The organism is Acidovorax radicis, assembly GCF_020510705.1.
GTDB classification, from domain to species: Bacteria; Pseudomonadota; Gammaproteobacteria; order Burkholderiales; family Burkholderiaceae_C; genus Acidovorax; species Acidovorax radicis_A.
Genome location: NZ_CP075184.1, coordinates 504,761 through 526,589, shown reverse-complemented (window position 1 = coordinate 526,589; position 21,829 = coordinate 504,761). Strand labels below are relative to the sequence as shown.

The window sequence follows — 21,829 nt, the reverse complement described above, 5'->3', positions numbered from 1 at the left end:
GGCATTGATGCCCCGGCGCGCCCTGTTCTTCATCACCGCGCTGGTGCTGGCCCTGCACTGGCTGGTGCTGCACGGCGTGCCCCTGGCGTGGGACACGCCGCGCTCGCCGAGCGCCACCCGGGCATTCAGCACCCGCAGCATCCCTCCCCCGTCGCCACCCGCACCGGTGGGCACGGCGCCCGCGCCCCCAGACAAGGCCACACCGCCCGCCGCCCGCGCGCCCAAACCCAAGCCCAAGGGCCCCGCACGCAAAGCCCCCCGGCCCCAGAACCCTGCCGAGGTCGCGCAGCCATCGCCCCCCACGGCAGAGCCCCCGCCCGAGCCTGCCATCGACCAGGCCAGGGCCACGGACCAGCCCGCCGACGCCACAAGCCCCCCCGGCAACGGCAACACGGAGGTCGCCGATGCAACCACGGCGGGATCGCCGAGCGCGCCCGGCGACACCGGCACGTTGCCTGCGGCAGCGCCCGCATCGGCACCAGCCAACGCGCCCCCCGACGACACCCCCACCGGGGCAGGCGTGGACATCAGCCCGCCCGGCGCAGCCAGCGCCCACGCGGGCCAGGGCGCCAGCACCACACCGCCACCCGTGCGCCTTCCTGCACCCACGCGGCTGGCGTATGACGTGAGTGGGCAGGCCAAAAAGCTCAGCTACAGCGCCCGGGCCGAGCTGCTGTGGCAACACGACGGCAGCCACTACGAGGCCCGCCAGGAAGTCAGCCTGTTCTTGCTGGGATCGCGCAGCCAAAAAAGCGTGGGCCAGATCACCCCCCAAGGCCTGGCGCCCGAGCGCTTCTCAGACCGTGCGCGCAGCGAGCAGGCCGCGCATTTCGACCAGGCCAAGGGCCGCGTCACCTTCAGCGCCAACACCCCCGAGGCCGCCGTGGGCCCAGGCGCACAAGACCGCCTGAGCATCTTCATCCAGCTGGGCGCCTTGCTGGCCGGCGACCCCGAGCGGTTTACGCCGGGCACCCAGATCACGCTGACCACGGTGAGTGCCCGCAGCGCCGACCGCTGGACCTTTACCGTCGAAGGCCCCGAAACGCTGGAATTGCCAGCGGGCAGCACGCCCACCCTCAAGCTGCAGCGCCTGCCCCGGCGCGACTACGACCAAAAGGCCGAGCTGTGGGTGGCCCCCGCACTGGGCTACCTGCCGGTGCGCATCAAACTCACCCAGGCCAATGGAGACTTTGCCGACCTGCGCCTGCGCGGCAGCAGCGCGCCCTAAAACCTGTTCTTTCTAAGTCGCGGAGCGGCTTCCATGGCTTTGGCTGGTTTCGATGGCGTTCCATGCCATCCAGGCGCTTTCTTTATTGCCGCCTGGGCGTACTTGCAGGCAGGACGCCACCCAAAAGGCCACCGTGCTCACCGGTTCGCATCCATGTGGCGCCAACGCACCGCCTGGGCAAAAAAGCCCTTGCAACCCGGCGCCCCTGGTTTTTCGTGAAATACTGCAATGCAGCAGAGTCATCACCCGGTGCCCGTCACTCGGGTCTTGAACTCTGTCCACCCGCTGTCATCTGACATCTATATCGACAAGGGGAACACGATGCACATGCTCTACGACTCAGAATCTTTCGTGGTGGTCCACATGCTGCCCGACGCCGTGGAGAAAAAAAGCACCCAGGCGCTGAACGACATGGCGCCTGCCATCCCCCAGCTTGCGCGCCACGGTTTTGAAATCGTGGACAAACGATCGGGCAAAGAGGTGTATCTGGACGGCTCATGGGCCGAGATGTTCCAGGAGCAGATCCTGGCCTGGCAGCGCGACACCCCGACCCAGGAAGAAGTGGAAGACGCGCTCGACCGCTATGCGGGCCTGGCACAAAACCCGGTGGTGGTGCATTAACAACCCCCTGAGGCGCTGCGCGCCTCCCCCCAGGGGGACGACGACCTCGCTGCGGGGCGGCCCTTGCTTGTTCTTGCTTGTTGTCACTCGCCCCGGGCGCGCCAGTTGCAGCGTGCAGCGGTCTCTATTTACGCTGGCGGCGGGTAGATTTTGCGGTACAGCGGGCCCACCAGCATCAGCACGGCAATCAACCGGCACACCTGAAACGCCGTGACGACCGGCACCCCCAGCTGCAGCACCTTGGCCGTGATGGCCATCTCGGTAATGCCGCCAGGTGATGTGCCCAGCAGCAGCGTGACCCAGGGCAGGCCCGTGGCCCAGGCCAGCAACGCGGCGAACAGCGCGCAGATGGCCATCAGGCCCAACGTGCCCACGGCCACCGACGCCAGCCAGCGCGGCGCGGTGTGCAAGAACTCCTTGCGAAAGCGCACGCCCAGGCTCACGCCGATCACCAGCTGCGCGGCATTGACCAGGGCCTGGGGCACGGCGGACAGGCTGTAGCCCGCCATGGTGATGCCCATGGACACCAGCATGGCGCCCATGAACCAGGGATTGGCGCGGCCCAGCCGGTCCATCAGCAACGCGCCGGCACCGGCGAGCAGCACCATCAGCGCCAGCCCAGGCCAGTTCACCACCCGCAGCGTGGGCGGCAAAATGTCCAGCCCATGCAGGCCGCTCCACTGCAGCGCAAACGGGATGGTCACTGTGACGATGAGCAAGCGCAGGCTGTGGCTGGCAGCCACCAGGTCGGTGCGGGCGTTCTCGCGCTCTGACAACAAGGTCATCTCGGACGCGGCACCGATGGCCCCCGCAAAGTAGCTGGTCGCACGCATCATGGGCGCAGGCACACCATGCATGCGCGGGGCATGCACCCGGTACAGCCAGGCGCCAAACAGCCAGCCCAGCAGCAGCGCCCACACAATGCCCAGCACGATGGCCCACCACAGGCCGCCAATCAGCCCGACCACCTGGGGCGTGAAGTACAGGCCCAGCGCGGCTCCAATGGTCAACTGCCCTGCGTTGCGCAGCGGGCCCCAGTTCTCGGTGGGGCCGCCCGCTATCGACACCAGCGACGTGGCCAGCAGCGGGCCGATCATCCAGGGCAAGGGGGTTTTCAATGCCACACAGGTGGCGGCAGCCGCCCAGGCCAGGGCCAGTGTGGCGACGGTGCGAAGGGCGAAGGTCAGGCGCATGCGCTGTGAAGCGGGAACAGGGGTCAACAAAGAAGCCGCAGGGCAGAGGCCGGCAAAACGGGCCCGCCAAGTATCGCGCCCTTGCTGCCCGGCCACTGTGGGCCGGTCTTGGCGGGCCTTGCCCAGGCGGCATGGCAGACATCGCCAGAGGGAAGCGGCTGCGGCGCCACGGGCAAGCGCGTACGCGCAATACCCCCAGCATCATCCTTCAACGGCAAACACCGCAGCGGCTGCAAAACACAAGCCAAATTGCCTGATTAGTGACTGGCCTCAGATACCACTCCAACCACTCCACCCGTTCGGGCTGAGCCCGAACGGGTGGGGAAGAGAGGGCGTCTAAGGCAGGTCGATAATCAGGCCAAATTGACCTCTAGCGCTTATCCATAATGCGCAAGCAGCTATCTTATCAATAGCACACTAACCCACCACCCGCCGCGCAGCCATCTCGCGCCCCATCGCCGCCAGGGTGGCGGGTGGCAGCAACCGCATTGCTGCCGGGTAGGCCATACCCTCCTCTGCAGCGATGTGGTCGCCGTAGCGGGAGACAAAGCGGTCCAGCGCTGCGTCGTCCTGCGGGCCAAAGCGAAACAGCGGCGTGGCGCCATCCGCATCCTGTCCATGCTCCACCAGCGCCTGCAGCGGTGCGCGTGCTGCGGCCCAGTCGGCGGTCATGCAGACATGGTCTTGCTGCAGCCGCAACACCAGCGCCCGCACATCGGCAGACGCATCGGCCTGCAGCAACGGAAACACATGCAGTTCTTCGTCCTGGTGGTGCAGCGGCGCTGCGATGTCGAAATAGCGCAGCACGTCGCGCGCGGCCTGGCGGGCATCGTCGTCGGCCCCGTGCTGCAGCACATGCGCGCGCAACCGGGCCAGCAAGGCCAGGGTGCGCAGCACCCGCTCGTGACAGGCCTGCAACATGGCGAACGGGTCTTCAAAACCCACGCTGGGCGCGTTGAAACCAGGGATATGGCGGGCGGAGCCGGTGGTTGCCACTGCCACGGCCTGCCTCACCCAAACCGCACGGGCTGGCCCTGGCGGTCGAACGGGATGTAGGCACCATGCGCCCCGCCCTTGATGGAATCGACCATGCGCTGCAGGGGGCCTTCAGCGTCGGTGCTGGTGGGGGCCTTGTTCAGCGTGCCTGACATCGCGGCAGCAAACACCATGGCCCAGTCGTGGCCGGGCGCGGTGAACTGGAGGGCCTCTTTGACCAGCGCGTCAAACGACTGCAGCTCTTGCGGGGTTTTGTCCACACACATCAGCGGCACCAGCGCCCCGCCCTGCCCGGCGGCAAAACGCGCGCGCTGCTCGGCGGTGGCGTCGTCGGGCAACTCCACGGCCGCAAATACAAACAACAGGCGCTGGGGTTCAGGCTGCGAACGCGCGGCCTGCAGCAGGTCGTCAAAACTGGTGATTTCCATAACAAAAACCCGTTAAAAAATAATCGTCAAAAACCAGGGACCACGCCCTGCCCCGCATCCAGCGTGCTGACATACGCTTGGGCAGCGGGCCGCGCGCGCACCGATTTGCGGGACTTTACGGTGCCGATACTGATAAAACACAGCGCCTGCTCGGATGCCGCCAACGCAAACAGCGCACGCAGGCCGCTCGCCTTGAGGGCCTTGCCGCTGGTCAGCGACGAACCATACCCCAGCGCCGTGGCCATGAGCAGCATGTTTTGCACGGCACAACCGGCAGAAACAGTGCGCTCGGCCAGATCGATCTCGGCATCTCCGCGCAACGCGTCCACCACAGCAAGCATCAGCACGGGCGAGCGGTAGGCTTTTTCACGCGCTTGCTCCATTTGCTCGGGCGTGGCTGCGGCGTCGCGCTCCTGCAGCGCCTGCGCAAAGACATCGGCGAGCGGCTTGCGTGCCGCCTCTGTCACCAGCACAAAACGCCAGGGCAACAGCTGGCCATGGTCGGGCGCGTGGGCCGCCGCACCCAGGATCTGGGCCAATTGGGCGGCCGTGGGGCCCGGCTCGCCCAGGCGCTTGGGCAAGATGGTCTGGCGCGACTGGATCAGCGCCGCAGCCATGTGGGCCACATCGTCGGCCGACTGCGACGCCGCGCGGGCACAAGGCTGCGCCGGGGCCACCTCGGGCTTGACGACGGGACGCAACGGCCAGGGGATGACGGTCATGGTAGTCCTTGAAGAAGCGGTGGTTCAGCCCGGCCGACCATCGGCCCGCAGGCAACCATACCACCGGCCCAGTCGCGCACCCCACACACCCACGGTGCCCGCCCACAGCGCTGCCGCCGCCAGCAACAGCCATGGCAGCACAGCACCCGGAACACCGGGCACCGCAGCGGCAATGCGCAGCACGGTGGCCGCCTGCAGCACCCAGAAAAGCGACCACGCAATGCGGTCGGCCACCAGCGCACGGCCGCTGTGCCCACAAGACACGCGGGTGACCATGGCCAGCATCAACGAGGCCAGGCACCCCATGGTGAGCGCATGCAACGCACCGAGCCCCAGCGCGCCAACACCCAGCCCCCACACCAGCCACTGCGATACGCCACCGATGACAAAGGCAAGCCCCAGCCACAAAAACCCGATGTGCAGCATGGCGAGCAACTTGTTCTTGAGGCTTTGCACCAGCCCCCACACGCAGGCAAGCCATATCAGCACGCCACCCACCACCAGTTGCAGCGTGCCATGCACGAGCGTCCACGCGGGGCCTGCCGCACTGGCCGGCACCCCGGCCCAGTCCAGCCATGCGGCCAGCACCTGCATCAACGCGGCCCCCCACATCAGCCACAACACCCAGAAGGGCCTCCAGGAATGCACCATGGGCATGGCGCTGGAGGTAAAAAACGGAATCATGCGGTGAGCCACCGAGACATACACCACGACCACAAAGCCCCATAGCCCGGTGAACACCCAGACCCGCGCCAGCGCATGGGCCCCCGCCAACAGACTGATCCAGAGCCCCGCAAGGCTGATGCAACCCACCAGACAGGCACAGCCGATGGTACGGGCGTGCAACTGGTCTTCGGCCTGGCTAAGGCGCACACGCCCCCAGAACTGCGCCGTCATCCACACCATCCCGACACACACCAGTGCCAACCCCGCCAGCGCCACGCCCGCATGGATATACGCGCCAGCAAGCCACAGCAGCCAGCCTGCTGCCTGAGCGAACAGTGGGGGGCGCAACACCGGCACGGGCAACGGGTCCACCCCCAGCCACTTGGGGCCTGCGGTAAACAGAAAACCCGAAAAAAACAGCGGAATAAAACCAAACGCCATCACTGTCGAATGCACCACGCTGGGCGGCATCACTGGCGACAGGCCCAGCCAGGCGGTGGCCCGATCGAACTGCACCAGCGCCCACCAGGCGCCCGAGCACACCAGGACCATCATGGCGAGCAAGAACCCCACCCGATGGGGCGCCAGCATCACGTACCGCCAGCGCCAGCTTTTGTCCATCTTCGCCAACGCTTCAGCCGACGGCTTGCCAGATGCCACACGCAGGGGAATGGTGCGGCCGGGGTCACTCATCCGCAGCTTCCCATGTGCCCACACTGCGTGCAATAGTCGCAGCCGTCCTTGCGAATCACGGCATGGGCGCCACACTCGCTGCACTTTTTGCCGGCCATGGCCTGTGGCACGGCGACAGGCGGCGGGGCAGGCTCGTCCAGCGGCAGTTGCTGCTGCACGGGGTCGGCCACGCGGCGGGCCAGAATGTTCTGGATGGCAAAGGCCATCGCCGCCACCTCCGAGTCATGCCACATGGGCACGAGGGTGCCGTCGTCCTTGCGGTGGGTGCCCAGACGCACCGGGCCACGGTCCCAGGCCACCTTGCGCATGTCGGACAAGGCGCGCTCCAGAAAGCCCCCCCGCGCTGCAAGCGACAACATGCGCATGCTGGACGTGATCCACTGCTGCGACTCGCCACTTTGCCCCACGGGCATGAAAAACTCGATGGCACGGTCAACGGTGCCATGGCCCACGCCGGTAGGAACGGGCAAGAACGAGACGATGAGATACAGCGTCTTGTGCCCCTCTTGGGTCCAATATTCGAGCTTTTCAGCCACGGCAGAAAGACCGCCCTGGGGACGGCTTTCAATCACTGTGCGCATGGGGTCCACCGGCGGCGCTGTCGGCGCTGCGGCGGCGGTTACAGGGGCAGAGGCCGTCGTGCTGGCCGGTTCGGCATGCGTTTCCAGCACCGAGCCCAAAATGGCGTTGGGCCGGTAGGTGGCCAAGCCCTTGAGCCTGGCGCGCCAGGCCTGCAGGTACAAGTCCTTGAAGCCTTCGTACGGGTAGTCAGCCGGGATGTTCACCGTCTTGGAAATGGCCGTGTCCACAAACGGCTGCACGGCTTCCATCATGGCGATGTGGCCCCCGGCGGGCATGGCCAGGGCCGAGACGAAATAATCAGGCAAGGCGTTCACATCGCCGCCAAGCTCGCGGTAAAGGCGCCAGGCATGGTCTTCAACAGCGTATTCGGTCGTGCTGCCGTCGGCCTCGCGCTTCTTGCGCTTGTACATCCACGAAAACGGAGGCTCGATGCCGTTGGATGCGTTGTCGGCAAAAGCCAGGCTCACGGTGCCCGTGGGGGCGATGGACAACAGGTGGCTGTTGCGGATGCCATGCTGGCGAATGGCCGCCTTGAGCGAGTCCGGAAGCCGGCTGGCGAACGTGCCCTCAGCCAGATAGGGTTCGGCCAAGAATTTGGGGAACACGCCTTTCTCGCGCGCCAGATCGACCGAAGCGGCGTAGGCGGCATCGCGCATGCACTCGGCAATGCGGGCGGCCGTGGCCCGGCCCTCCGGCAAGTCATACCGCACACACAGCATGGCCAGCGTGTTGCCCATGCCGGTAAAACCCACGCCAATGCGGCGCTTGGCCATGGCCTCTTCGCGCTGCTGGGGCAAAGGCCAGAAAGTGACATCCAGCACGTTGTCGAGCGCGCGCACCTGCAGCGCCACCGCTTTGGTGAACGCATCAAAGTCAAAGGCCGCCACGCCCCCAAACCCAAACGGATGGCGCACAAACCGCGTGAGGATGATGGGACCGAGGTCGCAACAGCCATAGGACGGGAGGGGTTGCTCACCGCACGGGTTGGTCGCTGCGATGTCTTCGCAGTAATGCAGGTTGTTGTCTTCGTTGATGCGGCCCAGAAAAAGAATGCCCGGCTCCGCAAAATCGTAGGCCGACTTCATGATCGTGTCCCACAGTGCACGCGCCTGCACCGTGGTGTAAATCCAAAGGCCGTCAGCGCGCTGGCGCGCCCCCTGCTCCATCACGGCCGCGCCCGGGGCGGCCTTGTGCACCAGATCCCAGGGTTGGTCGTTCTGCACGGCCTCGATGAACGCGTCCGACACCCCCACCGACACGTTGAAATTGTTCCACCGGCCCGGCGTGCGCTTGGCCGTGATGAACTCATGGACATCGGGGTGGTCGATGCGCAGCACACCCATCTGTGCGCCACGGCGTGCCCCCGCGCTCTCCACGGTCGAGCAAGACTGGTCAAACACGTTCATGTAGCTGCAGGGCCCCGACGCCATGGAGGCCGTGCCCTTGACATACGCGCCCTTGGGCCGGATGCGTGAGAAGTCATAGCCCACCCCCCCGCCGCGCCGCATGGTTTCGGCGGCTTCGCGCAGGGCTTCGTAGATGCCCGGGAACCCCTCGTCGTCCATGCCCTGGATGCAATCACCCACGGGCTGCACAAAACAGTTGATGAGCGTGGCCTGGATGTCGGTGCCCGCAGCGCTCATGATGCGGCCCGCGCCAATCGCCCCGGCCTTCAGGTTCGCCAGGAAAAGTGCTTCGTATTTGTCACGCAGCGCGGGCGCCTCCACCGACGCGAGGGCCCGCGCCACGCGCTGGTAAAGCGCTTCGACCGAGGTTTCGCCAGGTTTGAGGTATTTCTCGCGCAACACATCCAGGCTGATGGGTTGCAAAGACAGAGAGACAGGATGAGTGGGCTGGGGTTCGCGTTTCATGGAGGCCGATGGTTGGGGGTTCACGCCGATAGGGTCTTGCGTTCCATCAAGAAGGACTGAATCCTTCGCGGACCGCTGGCTGTGGGTGGCGCGTCGCCCACACTCGGTCACGGTTCGTCGAGCAGCACCTGGCCATCATGCTCCACATAGGGGTGATAGGGCCCCGTCCCGCTGTGGTCCGCACGCGATGCAGGCACAAAGCCGCCCGTCTGGACATCGAACACATGGACCTCTCCTTCCTCGATCACAAAGTGCCAGCCATGCAGGCTGATCTGCCCCGACTGCACGCGGCTGCGCACCATGGGGTACTCCATGAGGCGTTCGAGCTGCAACACCACCGCGCGCTGCTCGGTGCGCCGCAATACTTCGGGGCCGGACTGCATGGGCAACAGGGCTTCCCGGCCCAGATCAAGCCACCGGTTCAGGTTGGGTGCTTCGGGCGAAACGTCACCATACATCGCCTTGATAGCCCCACAGTGACTGTGGCCGCACACGATGATGCGGCGCACATTCAGGTTCAGCACCGCGAATTCAATGGCTGCGGTCGTACCGTGGTGGCCATAAGACCCGTCGTAAGGCGGTATGAAGGCACCCACGTTGCGCACGATGAACAGCTCACCCGGCCCTGCGCCGGTCAGCAGGTAGGGAACCAGCCGCGAGTCGGAGCACCCCACAAACAAGGTGGTGGGGTGCTGGCCCTCGTCCACCAGCGACTGGAACTGCTCGCGGTATTGAGGGAAGGCGTCAACGTGAAAACGTCGCAAGCGCTCTAGCAGCTCATCGGGCATAAGCGTTGTGGCGTTGTGGCGTTGTATGTGCTGCTCTGTGCCGGCTGCGTTATTGCACCAGCGGCGAGTTGGCCGCGTCAAGGGCGATGCCCTCCACCACCGCATCGCCCGCCAGCAATTGCAGGTACTGCCGCAACGCATTCACCCACGCTTGCTGACGCAAAGTGAGGGCAATGGCCTGGCGCACCTCTTCAAAAGACGGCTGTTGCCCCGGGTCTCGCGCGATCACCTCCACCACGTGAAGGCCGAAGCGGCTGTGTACCAGGCGTGCGAGCACCCCAATTTCGGCGTTGCCAAACACCTCACGGGCAAACTCGGGGGCGCAATCTGCGCGGGTCAGCCAGCCCAGGTCGCCGCCTTGCTGGCCGCTGGGGCAGTTGGACCACTGCGCAGCCGCCTCGCCAAACTTCACCCCGCCATCGTCTGCGCACCGCAGATCGATCAGCATGGCCTCGGCACGCAGGCGCAGCAGCTTGACATCCACACCGGGCGTCACGGCAAACAGCACATGGCGCAGTTGTGCACGTTCGCCCTGCGCATGTGCGGCGGGATGGGCGTCGTGGTAACGGCGGCAGGCTTCTTCCGAGGGGTCGGGGATAACGAGCTCACGGTCCAGCAATTGCTCGATGGCATTGGAGGCCTCCGCGCTGATGGCGCCCTCCACGCCGGGCAGATCGGCTTTCGACAACAGCCCACCTTGTACCGCCGCCTGCCGAAGCAGCTCGGTGCAGCCGCGCTGGCGCAGTGTTTCTTCATCCAGCCACTCTGCCGCAGTATTCAGGGCGATGCCATTGATACGGGCAATAGGGGCTGGAGCCGCTGGGCCCTGCCCTTGTTGTGCTTGGGCGACCGGTGCCTGCTGGCCCAGATCCATCGTGCCCACGGTGGCGGACAGGGCTTCGTAAGCCGCAGCCTGCTCAGCCGTCAAAATATTTTGGGAGGCAGCGCTTTGGCTGGCTTCCGTGGAGCTGCAACCGCAGCTCCCGCTTCCACATCCGCTCATGGTGTGCTCCTTGGATCGAGGTAAAGGGCTTGCTTCAGTGGCCGCTATGGTTTTGCGGCGGCATGTTGTGGCCGGGCCGCAGGTTCAGGCGGCGCGCGCGCACCACTTGATAAGGACGCAGCACGTAGGCCAATGTCCCGAAGCCACTCCACACATGCACCAGACGGGTAAACGGGAAAATCAGAAAGATGCTCATCCCGAGGAACATGTGCGTCTTGAAGATCCAGCCTGCGCCGGTCAGCAGCTCTACCGCACCGCTGCGGAACGTGACGATCCGTTGCCCCCACTCTGCCAAACGCATCATCATGGAACCGTCCAGATGCTGGGCCGACAACGGGATGGTGGCCAGGCCCAAGGCCAGTTGCAGCCACAACAGCACCAGAATCAGGATATCGCTCGTCTTTGACGTGGCGCGAATACGATCATCCGACAAGCGGCGGTGCAGCAGGATGGACAATCCAACGAACCCCATCAAACCAGCAGCGCCACCAGACACCATCGCCATCATCTGCTTGGCACCGGCGCTCATGAAGTGCTCATAAACAAAATGGGGCGTGAGCATGCCCACCGTGTGCCCAAAGAACAGGAACAGCACCCCTACGTGAAATAGGTTGCTGCCCCATCGCAGGCTGCCGGCGCGCAACAACTGCGATGAATCGCTCTTCCAGGTGTACTGGTCGCGATCAAAACGAATCCAGCTGCCCACGAAGAAAACCGTCAGGCAGACATACGGGTAGATACCAAAAAGGAGGGTATCGATCCATGCGTTCAAAGTCATACGTTGGCTCCTTCAGGTGCACGCGTGGTGCGAACGAAATGCAGCGGTTGTTCTGCGCCGGGTTTGGACTGGCCGTCGGTGCTGCACCCCCCAAACGCCTCGGGCTCTGCCCACGCTTCATCCATGGCGGGCTCGGGCGTGAGCGCCACCGACTGCACCCGCTGGCCAGAGACCTCGAGCACAGCGGCCACGACGCTGGCGTAGGGGCTGCCTTTGGCCATCAAGGCACTGAACAGCGCATTGAGGATGTGCGCCATCTCGCCGAGAAACTCGCGCGCCACCTCAGGCGGCTGGGTGGATGCAAATTCGAGCACCACAGGCAAGTGGTCGGGCAGCTCTTCGGCTTCAAACTTCAGGCCCGCCCGCTCGTAGGTCTGCAGCAAATCCACCAGCGCCGGGCCCCGTTCACGCGAGTCGCCGTGAACATGCTCGAACAGGTGCAGCGAGGTCTGGCGACCCCGGTCGAAATTGTCGACATAACGCGCCTCGGCCTCCAGCGGGTCGAGCGCGCCCAGATGGCCGCACAAAACATCGATCTCGGCCAAGCGCTCGGGGGTGAGCGCCTGCTCCAGCTTGAGCGCGTCCATCAACTGCGGCAGTGCACTGCGATGCTGCGCATCGGGGTAGCTCAGCAAATACGCAAGGGCACGCAGCGTCAGGCGCATGGATACCGGGTTCTTTTTGAACATGGTGTATTCCTTCTATTTAGTTAGCCCATGGCGCCCGCAACGAACGGGGCGTGTGGGACTGCCACGGCGTTGTCGCAAGGACGGCCAGCAAGGGCCGCCCCCGCAGCAACGGCCGTCGTCCCCCTTGAGGGGGAAGGCGCAAAGCGACTCAGGGGGTGCTTCATACCGTGGCCTTGATCGGGATGGTGCGGGGCTTTTTGCCGCCAAACATGCTCGTTTCGGTGGCGCCATCAGAACAACCGTTACCAAACGAGAAACCACAGCCGCCACGAATGTCGAACGCGTTTTCTGCGTATTCGCGGTGTGCCGTGGGGATGACAAAACGGTCTTCGTAATTGGCAATCGCCATCACCTGGTACATCTCTTCCACCTCGGCCATCGACAGACCGGCCTGCTTGAGCACGGCCAGGTTCTGGCGCTGCTCAACGTGTTTGTCGCGCTGGTAGGTGCGCATGGCCAGCATGCGCTCCAGCGCACGCACCACGGGGCCGGTGTCTCCGGCCGTGAGCAAGTTGGCCAGGTACTGCACGGGAATGCGCAGCTGCGACACGTCGGGGATATCGCCATTCACACCCACATGACCGGCATTGGCAGCGGCCGTGATGGGCGAGAGCGGTGGCACATACCAGACCATGGGCAGCGTGCGGTACTCGGGGTGCAGCGGCAGGGCCACCTTCCACTGCACCGCCATCTTGTAGACGGGGCTGTTGCGGGCGGCTTCCATCCAGTTGTCGGCGATGCCGTCAATCCGCGCTTGCTTGATGACCTCGGGGTCGTTGGGGTCGAGAAAGATGTCGAGCTGCGCCTGATACAGGTCGCGATCGCGCTCCACGCTGGCGGCCTCCTGAATGCGGTCTGCGTCATACAACAACACGCCCAGATAGCGAATGCGGCCCACGCAGGTTTCCGAGCACACAGTCGGCTGACCAGCCTCGATGCGGGGGTAGCAGAAGATGCACTTCTCGGCCTTGCCCGACTGCCAGTTGTAGTAGATCTTCTTGTAGGGGCAGCCGCTCACACACATGCGCCAGCCGCGGCACTTGTCCTGGTCGATCAGCACAATGCCGTCTTCCTCGCGCTTGTAGATCGAGCCCGACGGGCACGATGCCACGCACGCCGGGTTCAGGCAGTGCTCGCACAGGCGCGGCAGGTACATCATGAAGGTGTTTTCGAACTGGCCGTAGATGTCCTTCTGGACATTGTCGAAGTTCTTGTCCTTGTTGCGCTTGTCAAACTCGCCGCCCAGGAGCTCCTCCCAGTTGGGGCCCCATTCGATTTTCTCCATGCGCTTGCCGGTGATCAGGCTGCGGGCCCGCGCCGTGGGCATCGCCTTGCTTTCGGGCGCCGACTGCAGGTGGTCGTAGTCAAACGTGAAGGGCTCGTAGTAATCGTCGATCTGCGGCAGATTGGGGTTGGCGAAGATGCGCATCAGCAGCTTCCACTTGCCGCCCTGGCGGGGCGCAATGGAGCCGTCGGGGTTGCGCACCCAGCCGCCGTTCCAGCGGTCCTGGTTTTCCCACTCCTTGGGGTAACCGATGCCGGGTTTGGTCTCGACGTTGTTGAACCAAGCGTATTCCACACCCGGGCGGCTCGTCCAGACGTTTTTGCAGGTGACGGAACAGGTATGGCAGCCAATGCACTTGTCCAGGTTCAGCACCATGCCGATTTGTGCGCGAATTTTCATCGTGTTTCTCCTTGTCGTCGGCTTCAGGCGTGGGCGGCCGTGGTGGTGGTGGTGGCGGGCTCGTCATCCAGCCAATCGACCTTGTTCATCTTGCGCACGACCACAAACTCATCGCGGTTGGTGCCGATGGTTCCGTAGTAGTTGAAGCCGTAGCTGTACTGCGCGTAGCCACCAATCATGTGGGTGGGCTTGAGCACAATGCGCGTGACCGAGTTGTGGATGCCGCCGCGTGTGCCGGTGATCTCCGAGCCGGGGGTGTTGATGGTTTTCTCTTGCGAGTGGTACATCATCACCATGCCGTTTTTCACGCGCTGGCTCACCACCGCACGGGCGGCAATCGCGCCGTTGGCGTTGAAGACTTCAATCCAGTCGTTGTCCACAATGCCGGCGGATGCTGCGTCGTCTTCGCTGATCCACACCACCTGGCCACCGCGATTGAGCGTCAGCATGATCAGGTTGTCGCCATACGTGCTGTGGATGCCCCACTTCTGGTGTGGCGTGATGAAGTTCAGCGCAATCTCGCGATTGCCATTGGGCTTCTTGTTGTGCACTTCGTGCAGCGCCTTCAGGTGCACGGGTGGACGGTAGCTCACAAAACCTTCACCGAAGTCGCGCATCCAGGGGTGGTCTTGATAGAACTGCTGACGGCCCGTGAGCGTGCGCCATGGGATGTACTCATGCACATTGGTGTAGCCCGCGTTGTAGCTGACCTTCTCGCTTTCCAGTCCGCTCCAGGTGGGCGAGCTGATGATCTTGCGCGGCTGCGCCTGGATGTCGCGGAAGCGGATCTTCTCGTCCTCGCGGTGCAGCGCCAAGTGCACATGATCGCGCCCGGTCTGCTTGCTCAGCGCCTCCCAGGCCTTGCAGGCCACGTGGCCGTTGGTCTCGGGGGCCAGCATCAGCACCACCTCGGTGGCGTCGATGTCGCTCACGATGCGCGGCATGCCCAGCGTCACACCCTCTTCCTTCACACGCCCGTTGAGGTCACCGAGCTGGCCCACTTCGGTCTGTGTGTTCCAGCCAATGCCCTTGCCTCCGTTGCCGACTTTTTCCATCAGCGGGCCAAGGGCCGTGAAGCGCTTGTAGAGATTCGGATAGTCGCGCTCCACCACTTGAATCTGTGGTGCGGTCTTGCCAGGGATGAGTTCGCAATCGCCCTTCTTCCAGTCGCGCACGCCATACGGCTGGGCCATTTCACCGGGGGTGTCGTGCATGATGGGCGTGAGCACCACCTCTTTTTCGACGCCCAGGTGGCCCACGCTCATCTCGCTGACGGCCTTGGCAAAACCCTTGTAGATATCCCAGTCGCTCTTGGCCTGCCAGGCAGGATCCACCGCCGTGGACAGCGGGTGGATGAAGGGGTGCATGTCGCTGGTGTTGAGGTCGTTCTTTTCGTACCAGGTGGCGGTGGGCAACACGATGTCGGAGTACATGCACGTGGTGCTCATACGGAAGTCGAGCGTGACCAGCAGGTCCAGCTTGCCCTCGGGCGCCTTGTCGTGCCACGTCACTTCTTCGGGTTTGGCCTCGTCTTTGCCGAGATCCTTGCCCTGCACGCCGTGGGTGGTACCCAGCAGGTGCTTAAGGAAATACTCGTGCCCTTTGCCTGACGATCCCAGGATATTGGAGCGCCACACGAACATGTTGCGCGGCCAGTTGTCGGGGTGATCCGGGTCCTCGCAGCTCATCTGCAGCGTGCCGTTCTTGAGCGACTGCACCACGTAGTCCTTGGCGTCCATGCCCGCGGCGGCAGCGTCTTTCACCACCTGCATCGGGTTGGTCTTGAGCTGGGGCGCCGAGGGCAGCCAGCCCATGCGTTCGGCGCGCACGTTGTAGTCGATCTGGGCACCGTGGTAGGCGCCCTCATCGGCCAGCGGCGAGAGGACTTCCTCCATGCCCAGCTTTTCATAGCGCCACTGGTCGGTGTGCGCATAAAAGAAGCTGGTGCTGTTCATCTGCCGGGGTGGGCGAATCCAGTCAAGCGCAAAGGCCAGTGCCGTCCAGCCCGTTTGGGGGCGCAATTTTTCCTGGCCCACGTAGTGCGCCCAGCCACCACCGCTTTGGCCGATACAGCCGCACAGCATCAGCATGTTGATGATGCCACGGTAGTTCATGTCGCTGTGGTACCAGTGGTTCATGGCCGCGCCGATGATGATCATCGACTTGCCATGGGTCTTGTGTGCGGTGTTGGCAAACTGGCGCGCCACCGTGATGATCTGGTCGCGCGGTACGCCCGTGATGGCTTCTTGCCATGCGGGGGTGTAGGGGCGGTCGCTGTCATACGTCACACCAGCCTCTTCGCCCGGCAAACCACGGTCCACGCCATAGCTGCCGGCCAACAGGTCGAACACCGTGGCCACCATCACGTGGCCCTCGGCCTGGTGGCCCGACAACTCCAGATGCGACACCGGAACCCGGCGCACCATCACGTCGCTGCCCTGGTCGTTGGCGGGGAAGTTGGGGGTCTGCACGCCACCAAAATACGGGAAGGCGACATCAGCGATGTCGTGGGCCTGCTCGCCGTCTTCGATGACCGACAGCTTGAGCTTGACGTCGTTGCCGGTGCGTGCGTCCTTGTTCTCCAGGTTCCACAGGCCCTGGTCAGGGCGGCCATCGGTGCCCCAGCGGAAACCGATCGAGCCATTGGGCAACGTGACCTGGCCCAGCTCGTCGTACCCCACGGTTTTCCAGTCGGGGTTGTTGGACTGGTCGAGCTGGTTGGGGAAGTCGCTGGCGCGCACGTAGCGGTCGGGCACCATCACCTTGCGGCCGTCGGGCAGTGTTTTTTCTTTCAGCACCACCAGCAAAGGCAGGTCGGTGTAGCGGCGTGCGTAGTCGTCAAAGTAGGCGCTGCGGCCCTTGCCCCCGTCCTTGAAATAGAACTCTTTGAGGATGACGTGGCCCATGGCCATGGCCACGGCGGCGTCGGTGCCCTGCTTGGGGTGCATCCACAAATCGCCCAGCTTGGCCACTTCGGAATAGTCGGGGGTGATCGACACCACCTTGGTGCCCTTGTAGCGCACCTCGGTCAAAAAGTGCGCATCGGGCGTGCGCGTTTGGGGCACGTTGGAGCCCCAGGCGATGATGAACGAGCTGTTGAACCAGTCGGCGCTTTCAGGCACGTCGGTCTGCTCGCCCCACACCTGCGGGCTCGCTGGTGGCAAATCGCAATACCAGTCGTAAAAACTCATGCACACGCCGCCGATCAGGCTCAGGTAGCGGCTGCCAGCGGCGTAGCTGATCATGCTCATCGCCGGGATGGGCGAGAAGCCGATGATGCGATCAGGCCCGTGCTTCTTGATGGTGTACACGTTGGCCGCGGCGATCATCTGGTTGACTTCCTCCCAGGTGCTGCGCACAAACCCGCCCAGGCCGCGCTGCTTTTGCCACTCGCTCTTGGCCGCGTCGTTTTCAACAATGCTGGCCCACGCATCGACCGGGCTCTTGGCCAGCGCGATAGCGGCGCGCCAGTGTTTGAGCAGGCGGCCACGCACCATGGGGTACTTCACACGATTGGCGCTGTACAGATACCAGCTGTAGCTGGCACCACGCGAACAACCACGAGGCTCGTGGTTGGGCAGGTCAGGCCGGGTGCGGGGGTAGTCGGTCTGCTGGGTTTCCCAGGTGACGATGCCGCCCTTGACATAGATCTTCCACGAACACGAGCCCGTGCAGTTCACGCCGTGGGTGCTGCGCACGATCTTGTCGTGGGCCCAGCGGTCGCGGTACGCATCTTCCCAAGTGCGATCTTCGCCATTGGTTTCGCCATGGCCTTGGGCAAAGGTCTCGCGGGGCTGCGAGAAGTAGGTGAGACGATCAAGAAAGTGGCTCATCGGGGGCTCCTTGTTCTGAGTTTTGAGGGCGGGCTGATCAGGGGAGAAATCAGCAAGGCATCTCGGCGTTCTTGCGGGCGTAGTACCACCAGGTCACCACGATGCAGACGAGATAGAAGGCGGCAAAACACCACAGTGCAGCGTTGGGGCCACCCGTCAATGCGATGGAGCTGCCGTAGCTCTTGGGGATGAAGAATCCACCGTAGGCCGCAATGGCGGCGGTAAAGCCCAGCGTGGCGGCACCCAGGGTGTTGCCTTCCTTTTGGGCGTTGGCCAGGGCGGCCGGATCATTGGAGTTCACGCCCCGCATGGCCTCGGTCAGGAAGATCACGGGAATCATGCGGAACGTGGAACCGTTGCCAATACCGGTGGTAAGAAACAGCACCAGAAAACACAGGAAGAAACCCGCGAACTGCCCTGCATTGCCGGCCGATGGCAAAAAGAACGTCACCCCCACCACGGCCAGGCCCATGACGATGAAGTTCCACAGCGTGACGCGCGCACCGCCGAGCTTGTCGGCCAGCCAGCCCCCAAAAGGCCGCACCACAGCACCCACCAGCGGGCCCAGCCAGGCGTAGGCCAGCGGGTTGACGCCCGGAAACTGGCTCTTGATGAGCAACGGGAAACCAGCGGCATAACCAATGAACGAGCCGAAGGTGCCCAGATACAAAAGGCACATCACCCAGTTATGCTTGCGCTTGAAGATGGCGGCCTGTGCGCCAAACGAGGCCCGTGCATCGGCGATGTCGTTCATGCCGAACCAGGCAGCCACTGCGGCCAGTGCGATCCATGGCACCCAGATGAAGGCGGCGTTCTGTGTCCACACCTGAACGGTGTTGCCATTCTTCATGACCGTCTGCGCGTCGCCGCCAAAGATGCCGAAGATGCCGGCAGTGACCACCAGCGGGCTCAAGAACTGCACCACCGACACACCCAGGTTACCGAGACCCGCATTCACGCCCAGCGCCGATCCCTTGCGCTCCTTGGGGAAGAAGAAACTGATGTTGGCCATGCTGGAGCTGAAGTTGCCACCGCCCAGACCACACAACAGCGCCAGGATCAGCATGGTGGGATAGGCGGTGGTGTTGTCCTGCACCGCAAACCCAATGCCCAAGGCGGGGATCATCAGCGAGGCGGTAGAGATCGCCGTCCAGCGGCGCCCGCCCACCAGGGGCACCATGAACGAATAGAAGATGCGCAGCGTGGCACCCGAAAGCGCAGGCGCGGCCGCCAGCCAGAACAGCTGGTTGGTCGAATACTTGAAGCCCAGGCCCGGCAGGCTCACCGCCACCACGCTCCAGACCTGCCAGATAGCGAAAGCCAGGAACAGTGCGGGCACCGAGATCCAGAGGTTGAGCTTGGCAACCGCCTCGCCCTCACGCTCCCAGAATGATTTGTCCTCTGGAGTCCAGAGGGTGAGCAGGCGCCCCGAGCGCCCGCTGGCAGGAGTGGCAGACATGGGTTTTTCCTTGGAAAGTGAAGGGTCAGCGGCCAGTGGTCGCCGTTGCGGCAGGCGCACTCCGCGTCGCCAGAAGATCCGTGCGACGCACTTCGGTGAAGTACATCCAGATGAGCGAGATCCACACCACGCCATACATCAGCATGAAAGCGCTGGAACGCACGCCCGTAAGGTCCATCAGCGCGCCAAACATGATGGGGAGCACAAAGCCGCCCATGCCGCCCGCCAGCCCCACGATGCCGCTGATCGCACCGATGTTTTGTGGATAGTCGTCGCTGATGTACTTGAAGACGCTGGCCTTGCCAAAAGCAAAGGCCACACCCAGCAAAGCCATCAGGCCGGTGAAGGCATACACGTTCAGGCCCAGATGAAAGGTGCTGGGGCCGTTGACCGTGAGGACGGTGAAATCGGTCTGTGGGTACGACAGCAGAAACAGGCAGATCCAGCTGACCCACATCACCCACCAGGTCACGCTGTGCGCGCCGTATTTGTCACTGAGCATGCCGCCTATGGCACGCAACACGCCGCCAGGGAGCGAAAAACACGCTGCCAGCAGGGCAGCGACACGAATGTCCAGGCCATATTCGCCCACGTAGTACTGCACCATCCACAGCGACAGCGCCACGTAGCCGCCAAACACGATGCTGTAGTACTGGCAATACTTGAGCACCTTGGGGTCCTTCAGCGCCTTGAGCTGATCGGTGAACTTCACGTTGCTGGGCACCAGATGGGCCGGGTCGCTGTAGCTGAACATCCAGAACAACACGAGGGTGCCGAGCATGATGGCGGCGTACACATGCGGCACAGCGGCCCAGCCAAACGCCACCAGAATCACCGGCGCCACAAACTTGTTGACCGCAGCGCCCGAGTTGCCGGCGCCATACACCCCCATGGCCGTACCTTGGCGCCCCTTGGGGAACCAGCGCGCCACGTAGGGCGTGCCCACCGAGAACGAGCCCCCGGCCAACCCCACGAACAGGCCAATGGTGAGAAAGTGCCAATACTCCGTGGCGTAACCCATGATCCAGATGGCGGGCACCGTGGCAGCCATCACGGCCGCCATCACGATGCGACCGCCGTACTTGTCGGTCCAGATACCCAGGGGCACCCGCACCAGCGAGCCCGTGAGCACGGGCATCGACATCAACAAACCGAACTGCGTGGAGTTCAAGTTGAGCATCTTCTTGATGGGGATGCCGATCACCCCGAACATCATCCAGACCATGAAGCAAACCGTGAATGCCAGGGTGCTGACGATCAGCACGGACCAGGCCTGACGGGTGCGCTGCGGGCTATCGCCCGGGGGCAAAGTGGTATGAGCCATTGCGCGAGTCCTCTCTTTTTATATGCCATGAATGGTCTCGCGTTGTGGCGTGTTTGCCCATCCTTCGCTAGAGGGTGTGCGGCACGGCAAAAGGAGTAGTCACACCGGGCTGCCATCGTTCGAAAGGACTATGTGCCGGCACAGGACAACACCCGCGACAGGGGTTTTCAGCGCCATGGACGGAGCGGCTCGGGCGAGAGAGGATGTGGTGGGGTGACTGCGATGCGCTCTTAATTTATGAGCGTCTTGCGCATGTAGTGAGCGGAATTGGGCGCCAAAACAGCTTAAAAACCAATGAAAATCAGCGCAAGCAGCTCTATTTTCAGGAGCACATCAACAAAAGATGCCCAAAAGATGCCCCCAAGCCGCCACCACACTGGGGCCTGGGTTGTGGGTGTGAGCGACGTTGGAACGGCCTGAACCAGCCTGATAGCGCCCTGAACCGGCCCGATAGCGCCTTGTGAGCGCCCCGGTACAGCCTGCAGGCGCGTGCGTTTATTCGGGCCGTTGGCGGTCCGATGCGTACACCGCGGCCTGCACGCGGGACGTCAGGCCGAGTTTGCGCAGGATGTGTTGCACGTGAATCTTCACGGTGGTCTCGGCAATGTCGAGCGTGCGCGCTATTTCCTTGTTGCTGGCGCCACGTGCGATCTCACGCAGCACGTCTTCTTCGCGCGGGGAAAGTGGTGCGCCCCCACCGACGAACGCGCCATTGGGGAGTGCCGACACACCGGGCTCTGCCGCCATCGATGCGCCACTCACCGAGCCCGCCGAACTCACCGCAGGCGCTTTCGCCGACGGCTCAGGCAGCCCTTGCGACTGAAACGCGGCCACCAGCTTGTCCATCAGTTCGGGGCTGACCACCGGCTCGCCCCAGGCGGCGCGGCGGATGGCCTGCGCCAGAAGGTCGCCATCAATGGTCTTGAGCAGGTAGCCCTGGGCACCATTGCGCAGCGCCGTGGCCAGGTCCTGGGCGTCCTCGCTCACGGTGAGCATGAGCACCCGCGACGTGGGCGAGGCCTCCCGCAGGCCACGGATGGCGTCCACGCCTTTCACGCCGGGCAAATGGTTGTCCAGCAAGATCACCTGGGGTGCCAGCCCGGGCGCCAGGCGCAGCGCTTGGGCCGCATCGCCCGCTTCGCCCACAACCAGCAAACCATCGTCCTGCCCCAGCAGGGCGATCAGCCCACGCCGAAAAAGGGTGTGGTCGTCCACCACCAGCAGGGTGACGGGCGGGGCGGGGCACTCTGGCATGGCGGCCTGCGCTGCCC

17 protein-coding genes are annotated in these 21,829 nt (G+C 64.0%); 2 read left to right on the top strand and 15 right to left on the bottom strand.

What is annotated here, in order from left to right:
- Window positions 1-7 precede the first annotated feature (7 nt).
- Window positions 8-1,228, top strand: coding sequence for a DUF3108 domain-containing protein (locus KI609_RS02375; protein ID WP_226446705.1), 1,221 nt, complete (start codon window positions 8-10; stop codon window positions 1,226-1,228).
- A 321-nt stretch (window positions 1,229-1,549) separates the two neighbouring features.
- On the top strand, window positions 1,550-1,849 hold the full coding sequence (locus KI609_RS02370; protein ID WP_226446704.1) for a DUF3567 domain-containing protein: 300 nt from the start codon (window positions 1,550-1,552) through the stop codon (window positions 1,847-1,849).
- Between the two features lie 128 nt (window positions 1,850-1,977).
- Here the strand turns inward: KI609_RS02370 and KI609_RS02365 are convergent, their stop codons facing one another.
- The 15 genes from KI609_RS02365 to KI609_RS02295 all read right to left on the bottom strand — a co-directional run bounded on the left by KI609_RS02365 (window position 1,978) and on the right by KI609_RS02295 (window position 21,812).
- Window positions 1,978-3,042, bottom strand: a complete 1,065-nt coding sequence (locus KI609_RS02365) for an AbrB family transcriptional regulator (RefSeq protein WP_226446703.1) — start codon at window positions 3,040-3,042, stop codon at window positions 1,978-1,980.
- A gap of 417 nt (window positions 3,043-3,459) precedes the next feature.
- Window positions 3,460-4,038 carry a hemerythrin domain-containing protein gene (locus KI609_RS02360; protein WP_413463410.1) on the bottom strand — a complete coding sequence of 193 codons (579 nt, stop codon included), beginning with the start codon at window positions 4,036-4,038 and terminating at the stop codon, window positions 3,460-3,462.
- A 14-nt stretch (window positions 4,039-4,052) separates the two neighbouring features.
- On the bottom strand, window positions 4,053-4,466 hold the full coding sequence (locus KI609_RS02355) for a ribonucleotide reductase subunit alpha (protein WP_226446702.1): 414 nt from the start codon (window positions 4,464-4,466) through the stop codon (window positions 4,053-4,055).
- A 26-nt stretch (window positions 4,467-4,492) separates the two neighbouring features.
- Window positions 4,493-5,188, bottom strand: a complete 696-nt coding sequence (locus tag KI609_RS02350; protein ID WP_413463366.1) for a nitroreductase — start codon at window positions 5,186-5,188, stop codon at window positions 4,493-4,495.
- A 24-nt stretch (window positions 5,189-5,212) separates the two neighbouring features.
- Window positions 5,213-6,547, bottom strand: coding sequence for an NnrS family protein (locus KI609_RS02345; protein ID WP_226446701.1), 1,335 nt, complete (start codon window positions 6,545-6,547; stop codon window positions 5,213-5,215).
- A complete protein-coding gene (locus tag KI609_RS02340) occupies window positions 6,544-9,000 on the bottom strand; it encodes an adenosylcobalamin-dependent ribonucleoside-diphosphate reductase (protein WP_226446700.1) in 2,457 nt (818 codons plus the stop codon). Before KI609_RS02340 ends, KI609_RS02345 begins: the two co-directional genes overlap by 4 nt.
- Window positions 9,001-9,107: 107 nt before the next feature.
- The gene (locus tag KI609_RS02335) at window positions 9,108-9,788 is read right to left on the bottom strand and encodes a carbonic anhydrase (protein WP_226446698.1); all 681 of its coding nucleotides are present in this window, start codon (window positions 9,786-9,788) and stop codon (window positions 9,108-9,110) included.
- 49 nt (window positions 9,789-9,837) lie between these two features.
- Window positions 9,838-10,791 (bottom strand): peptidylprolyl isomerase, encoded by a 954-nt coding sequence (locus tag KI609_RS02330; protein WP_226446696.1) that lies wholly within the window; start codon window positions 10,789-10,791, stop codon window positions 9,838-9,840.
- Window positions 10,792-10,825: 34 nt separating this feature from the next.
- Window positions 10,826-11,563, bottom strand: coding sequence for a respiratory nitrate reductase subunit gamma (narI, locus tag KI609_RS02325; protein ID WP_413463409.1), 738 nt, complete (start codon window positions 11,561-11,563; stop codon window positions 10,826-10,828).
- A 2-nt stretch (window positions 11,564-11,565) separates the two neighbouring features.
- The gene (narJ, locus tag KI609_RS02320) at window positions 11,566-12,258 is read right to left on the bottom strand and encodes a nitrate reductase molybdenum cofactor assembly chaperone (RefSeq protein ID WP_226446691.1); all 693 of its coding nucleotides are present in this window, start codon (window positions 12,256-12,258) and stop codon (window positions 11,566-11,568) included.
- A gap of 160 nt (window positions 12,259-12,418) precedes the next feature.
- Entirely contained in the window at window positions 12,419-13,942 is a 1,524-nt protein-coding gene (narH, locus tag KI609_RS02315; RefSeq protein WP_226446680.1) for a nitrate reductase subunit beta, read from the bottom strand.
- A gap of 23 nt (window positions 13,943-13,965) precedes the next feature.
- The gene (locus KI609_RS02310; RefSeq protein ID WP_226446678.1) at window positions 13,966-17,775 is read right to left on the bottom strand and encodes a nitrate reductase subunit alpha; all 3,810 of its coding nucleotides are present in this window, start codon (window positions 17,773-17,775) and stop codon (window positions 13,966-13,968) included.
- A 49-nt stretch (window positions 17,776-17,824) separates the two neighbouring features.
- Entirely contained in the window at window positions 17,825-19,234 is a 1,410-nt protein-coding gene (locus KI609_RS02305) for a NarK family nitrate/nitrite MFS transporter (protein ID WP_226446676.1), read from the bottom strand.
- 25 nt (window positions 19,235-19,259) lie between these two features.
- Window positions 19,260-20,558: an MFS transporter gene (locus KI609_RS02300; protein WP_226446673.1), complete on the bottom strand. Its 1,299-nt coding sequence runs from the start codon at window positions 20,556-20,558 to the stop codon at window positions 19,260-19,262.
- A gap of 495 nt (window positions 20,559-21,053) precedes the next feature.
- A complete protein-coding gene (locus KI609_RS02295) occupies window positions 21,054-21,812 on the bottom strand; it encodes a response regulator (protein ID WP_413463408.1) in 759 nt (252 codons plus the stop codon).
- Window positions 21,813-21,829: the final 17 nt, after the last annotated feature.